This window comes from Thiocapsa sp., from assembly GCF_011390875.1.
Taxonomy (GTDB): Bacteria; Pseudomonadota; Gammaproteobacteria; order Chromatiales; family Chromatiaceae; genus Thiocapsa.
In genome coordinates this window covers 1-5687 of sequence record NZ_JAABRP010000265.1, presented here as the reverse complement: position 1 = coordinate 5687, position 5687 = coordinate 1, and the positions used below count along the sequence as shown (strand labels likewise).

Annotated in this window: 5 protein-coding genes; 1 reads left to right on the top strand and 4 read right to left on the bottom strand. The window is 64.4% G+C overall.

What is annotated here, in order from left to right; translation table 11 throughout:
* A partial coding sequence (locus GPT33_RS18925) for an efflux RND transporter permease subunit (RefSeq protein ID WP_363929441.1) occupies positions 1 to 136 on the bottom strand: 136 nt, incomplete at its 3' end.
* A complete protein-coding gene (locus GPT33_RS16725; protein WP_296811209.1) occupies positions 133 to 1335 on the bottom strand; it encodes an efflux RND transporter periplasmic adaptor subunit in 1203 nt (400 codons plus the stop codon). The genes GPT33_RS16725 and GPT33_RS18925, both read right to left, overlap by 4 nt.
* A gap of 140 nt (positions 1336 to 1475) precedes the next feature.
* On the opposite strand from GPT33_RS16725, the gene GPT33_RS16720 reads away from it, so the two are divergent.
* The gene (locus GPT33_RS16720; RefSeq protein WP_296811207.1) at positions 1476 to 3722 is read left to right on the top strand and encodes a patatin-like phospholipase family protein; all 2247 of its coding nucleotides are present in this window, start codon (positions 1476 to 1478) and stop codon (positions 3720 to 3722) included.
* On the opposite strand, the gene GPT33_RS16715 is transcribed toward GPT33_RS16720, so the two are convergent.
* Together GPT33_RS16715 and arsJ are read right to left on the bottom strand one after the other, a co-directional pair.
* Entirely contained in the window at positions 3719 to 4207 is a 489-nt protein-coding gene (locus GPT33_RS16715; protein ID WP_296811204.1) for a hydrogenase maturation protease, read from the bottom strand. The genes GPT33_RS16720 and GPT33_RS16715 overlap by 4 nt on opposite strands.
* 22 nt (positions 4208 to 4229) lie before the next feature.
* A complete protein-coding gene (gene arsJ, locus GPT33_RS16710) occupies positions 4230 to 5465 on the bottom strand; it encodes an organoarsenical effux MFS transporter ArsJ (protein ID WP_296811202.1) in 1236 nt (411 codons plus the stop codon).
* Between the last annotated feature and the right edge of the window lie 222 nt (positions 5466 to 5687).

The following is a 5687-nucleotide window of genomic DNA, read 5'->3' as shown; positions in this document are numbered from 1 at the left end:
CCGAGACCTGCGGCGGAACGATATCGGGAAACTGCGCGACCGGGATGCGCGTGATGGCGATCAGCCCGGCCAGCGTGATGACGACCGAGATGACGATCGAGAGCCGCGGCCGGTCGATGAAGACGTCGGAGATCATTGCTCGAGTGCTCCGGCGGCGCTCGTTGCAGGCGCGGCGCTCACGGCCTGACCGGGCCTCACCTGCTGGATCCCTTGCGTGATGACCAGCTCCCCTTCGACCAGACCCTTGGTGACGACGGCATCCGCCCCCTTGTTCTGCCCCGTCTCGATGCGACGCGTTTGGGCCTTGCCGTCGGCATCGAGGATCATGACGTAGACGCCTTGCTGATCGACCTGAAGCGCCGATTGCGGGATCAGGATCGCCGATTCGGGTGCACCCGCTTCGAGCAGGACGCCGACATACTGCCGATCGACGAGGATGCCGTCCGGGTTCGGCAGCTCGGCGCGCAGGGTGACCGAGTCCGTCCCCGGATCCGTGGTCACGTCGACGAAATCCAGACGCCCCGCGTGCTCGTAGAGTGTGCCGTCCGGCAGGCGCACACGCACCTTCACATCGCGAGCGTTGCCGCCCTTGTCTTCGATGGTTTGGCGCGCACCGAGCAGATCACGCTGCGTTACCGGGAACTGCACGTAGATGGGATCGCGACTCACGATCGTCGCCAAGGTGCCCGAGGCGGGACCGACCAGATTGCCCACCGTGTAGCTCGCAAGCCCGATGCGGCCGGCGACCGGCGCCGTGATTGTCGTATAGCTCAGATCGAGCATAGCCTGTGTCAGGGCGGCCTGCGCAAGCGTAATGCCCGCCTTCGCGATCGAATCCGCGGCCTGCAGCTCGTCGACGGAGGATTGCGAGATGTTCTTGGCCTTGACCAACTCCAGTCCGCGCGCCAACTGGGCGGCGGTATTCAGTTGATCGGCCCGTGCCTTTTCCAGATCGGCCTGGCGCTGCTCGACTGCGGCCGCGTATTGACCGGGCTCGATCACGAAGAGGACCTCGCCGACCTTGACCTCTTGGCCCTCGGTGAAGCGACGTTCTTCGAGGAAACCCTCGACCCGAGCACGCAGATCGACCCGGTTGACCGCGATCACCCGCCCGACGAAGGATGCCTCCTCGTCGACATCCCGGGACGCTGCGGCAACCACGATCACCGAGGGCGGTGGCATCTCCGGCGCGGGAGCGTCGGGTTTACCGCAGCCCGACAGAGTCAAGCCACCGACGAGAAGGCCGCAGACCAGTCGCCCGAGTCGACGCGAGACGCGGCGGGTTTCGAACAGGCCTCCCGAATCAGGCTCCGAGACATGCACGCTGTAGGACATCGTCAGGCATCCTTGATAAAGGTCGACGGCCGAAGTCTAGCCGAAATGACTCGCCTGCGGCCGATCGTCGCCGCGCTCCAAGCCGACGCGGCGCGTCGCGGGCATGCTACCGTAGCGCTTTTTCAACGAGGAACGACATCGTGCCTGTGCGTGCTCTCAAGCATCCACTGCGGCTGGCCCTGCTGCTGGTTCCCCTGCTCGGACTTGTCCTCCCGAGCGCACCGTCGGAGGCATCGGGGCGACCGACGATCGGCCTGGCGCTTTCCGGCGGCGGTGCGCGCGGCGCGGCGCACGTCGGCGTGCTGAAGGTCATCGAGCGGATGGGGATCCCGGTCGACTATATCGCCGGCACCTCAATGGGTGCGGTCATCGGCGGGCTCTATGCCATGGGCATGTCGCCCGACGAGATCGAGGCGACCATCGAGGAGATCGACTGGACAGCGATCTTTCAGGACGAGCCCCCGCGCCACGAACGGCGCATCCATCGCAAGCTCGACGACAACGACTTCCTGCTGAGTGCCAGACCGGGGGTCAACGAGGAGAAGCGCGAGGTGAATCTCGTCCCGGCCCTGATCCAGGGCCATCGGCTCGACCTCGCGCTGCGCCGCTACACGCTTCCCGCAAGATCCATCCATGATTTCGACGATCTGAGGATTCCCTTCCGCGCCGTCGCCACGGATGCAGTGACCGGGGAGGCCGTGATCCTCGGCAGCGGCGATCTTGCGACCTCGATCCGCGCCAGCATGGCGGTGCCCGCGGCCTTCGCCCCGGTGGAGATCGACGATCAGCTCCTCATCGACGGCGGTCTGGCCATGAACCTGCCGGTCAGCGTGGTCCGCGACATGGGCGCGGACATCATCATCGCCGTGGATGTCGGCGGACCCCGTCGCGATCGCGAAGAGATCAACAACGTGCTTGAGATGCTTGACCAGGTCATGGGCCTGGTCACCTGGCGCAACACTCAGGAGGAGATCGCCACGCTGCGCGGGCGCGATGTCCTCGTCACACCGCCTTTGGGGCGCGAGGTCACCGCCGCGGACTTCAACATCATGCTCAAGGCGATCGCCATCGGCGAGCGTGGTGCGCAGGAGCAGGAGGGATCACTGGCGGCGCTCGAGATCCCGACGGCCCGCTATGCCGCATATCTGCAGCAACAACGCCTCACGAGCAAACCCATGCCGATCATCGATCGGGTGCGCGTGGAGAATCGCTCGCGCCTGGCCAACGCGCTCATTACCGATCGCCTGGACGTGCCGCTCGGCGAGCCGCTGGACCCGGATGCCCTGGAGGCGCAGATCGACCGCGTCTTCGATCAGGACAACTTCGAGTCGGTCCACTATCGCGTGGAGACGACCCCCGAGGACGAAACCGAGCTGGTCATTACCGCCACCGAAAAATCATGGGGTACCAGCTCCCTGCAGTTCGGCATCGAGCTGTCCTCCGCCTCCGGGGGCGACTCGCGATTCAATGTCGGCGCGGCCTACACGATGGCCCCCGTCAACGCGCTGAACGCCGAATGGCGGACCTTTCTGCAGGCCGGCGAGGAGCCCGGCCTGACCACGGAGTTCTATCTGCCGCTCGACCCCTTGGAGCGCTGGTATGTCGAGGCGACCGCCGGCTACTTCACCGAGAGTCTGACCCTATTCGAACCCGAGAAATCGGACAACCCGTCAGCCAAGTATCTGATCTCGCGTCTCGGCGGATCACTCGAAGGCGGCCGGAATTTCGGCAACTGGGGACGCCTCGGGCTCAAGTACAGGCGCTACGCGGGCGATGCCGATCTTCGCTACGGCGACCCCGGCATGCAAGGGTACGGGTTCGACGAAGGCACGCTCGACCTCACCTTCTATCTCGATACCCTCGACAGCGCCAACTTCCCGCGTCGCGGCTGGGTGGGCAGCGCATTCGCCTTGACCTCCCGGACCGAGATCGGCGCATCCGAGAACTACGATCAGGCCGGATTCAACCTCCTGAACGCCAGGAGTTGGGGGAAGAATACACTCCTGACCGGCATCAGAATGGCCGGCAGCTTCGGCGGACAGGAGCCGGCTCAGTCCTTCTACCGACTGGGCGGCTTCCTGAATCTCTCGGGCTTCAATCAAGACGAGCTCTCGGGCGGAAACCTCGGGCTGGCGCGTGCCGTCTATTTGCGCAACCTCACAACCGGACTTTTCAATACCTATGCCGGGGCCTCGCTGGAAGCGGGCAACGTCTGGGACCAACGCTCGGAGATCGGCTTCGACAACCTGCGCTTCGGCAGCAGCCTCTTCCTGGGCGCCGACACCTTCATCGGCCCCATCTATCTGGGATACGGCTATGCCGACGGCGGGTTCGGGGCGCTCTATCTCATGCTCGGTCGACCCTGGTCCACCCGAGCCACCGACTAATCCGAGCCTCCGACGATCGCGTCGGACCGCAAGAGATGGAGCAGAAAGCGAGCGGCCCGGTCGAGATTGGCCGACGCAGGCTCGCTCAAGGGTGCACCCAGCGCGAACTCGAAGCCGCGTATCGCCAGAAGCCGGGCCGGTGGGGGCGTTTTTCCGGTGACCTGTCGAAACAGGGTCAACAAGACGCCCGGAGCGACTGCATGGGTGCTGAACGACGCCTCCGGACTCGGGCGCAGAGGAAGGAAGGTGAAGGGCTCCGGGCCGCTGACGGCCGCATCCACGAAGACGACGTGCTCGCGGCCCTGAAGGTCAAGGACATGCTCGATCTGAAGCTGAAAATCGGTCAGGGTCTCGATGCCGCGCCGCGCGAGATCGGGATCCAGGCTCAGACGATCGATCAGGAGTGGCCCGAGGGCGTCGTCTCCGCGCGAGGGATTCCCGCAGGCGAAAATCAAAATCCGGCCGACGCCCGATTCGGATGTCATGGATCTGACCCCAAGGATGGCATCAGGCGGAAACCGCCTCCGGCTTGCCTTCGCAGACCTCGGGCAGGCGCAGCGAGAGCAGGAAGGCGGCGAGCACGAAACCGGCCGACCACCACAGACACCCTTCGATCCCCTGCGTCTGATAGACCAGACCCGAGAGCACCGTCCCCGCGAGTCGCCCGCCGGCATTGGCCATGTAGTAGAAGCCGACGCTCATCGAAACCTTCTCGAAGTCAGAGTAGGCCAAGATCAGATAGGAATGGACCGCGGAGTTGATGGCGAACAAGACGCCGAACAGGATCAGACCGACGATCAGCACCTCGCCGGGCGGCCAGCCTTGGTGGAGCGCGAAGGCCATTCCCGCCGGTACGATCGCAAGCAGCAAGGCCCAACGTCGCGCCGTGCGACCGCCCGGATGACGCCGAACCGGCTCGTTCGACCGCCCGAGGTGCAACAGGCGCGGTGCTGCGGCTTGCACCATTCCATAGCCGATCACCCAAGATGCCATGAAGGTACCGACCTGGGTAAAGCTCCATCCGAGCACCGCGTACAGAAACACCGGCAGACCCACGACGAACCAGACATCGCGCGCGCCGAACAAAAAGAAGCGCGCTGCCGAGAGCCAGTTGATCTCCGGCGTATTGGAGAAGACCTGCGTGAACTTAGGCTTGGACGCCATGCGACCGACGCCCGAGGGCAACAGGATCGCGGTCACGAGCAACACGATCAAAAGCATCCCCGCGAGCACCGCCAACGCCCCGCGGAAGCCGATGAGCTCCAGGAGCGCCGCACCGATGAAAAAGCCGGCGCCCTTGAGCGCGTTCTTCGAGCCGGTGAGGATGGCAACATATTTGAACAGTCGCGATTCGCCGCCCGCCCCGACCAAGGTCTTCACCGTCGCCTTGGCGGACATTTTGTTCAGGTCCTTGGCAATGCCCGACATCGCCTGAGCAACCATCACGTAAGCCACGGTCAACCAGGCATCCGGGACCGTCAGCATGGCGAGCGCCACCACCTGTAACCCCATGCCGATGTGCATGGTCAGATTAAGCCCGATCCGCGCACCCAACCAGCCGCCGACCAGATTGGTGACGATGCCGAAGACCTCGTAGAAGAGGAACAGCATCGCCACCTCGAACGGCGAATATCCGAGCAGGTGGAAATAGAGCACCACCAGCATCCGGATCGCCCCGTCGGTGACGGTGAACGCCCAATAGCCGGCGGTGACGGTCAGGTAGTTGCGCGTATTGCTGTCCATCAGCTCCCGGTGGCCTACTGTCTAAAACGAAATCAACCGCTTACCCCAAGCAAGCGCGTAGGATGGGTAGAGCGCAGCGAAACCCATCCTCCCCCGCTCCAACGTCCCGGAACCGGTAGAGCGCAGCGAAACCCATCCTCCCCGCTAAACCGCGTCCAGAGCGACATGCGTCATTTTCATGTTGCGTTTGGCTTCGGAGATGTCCTCGATCTCGGTGAGACG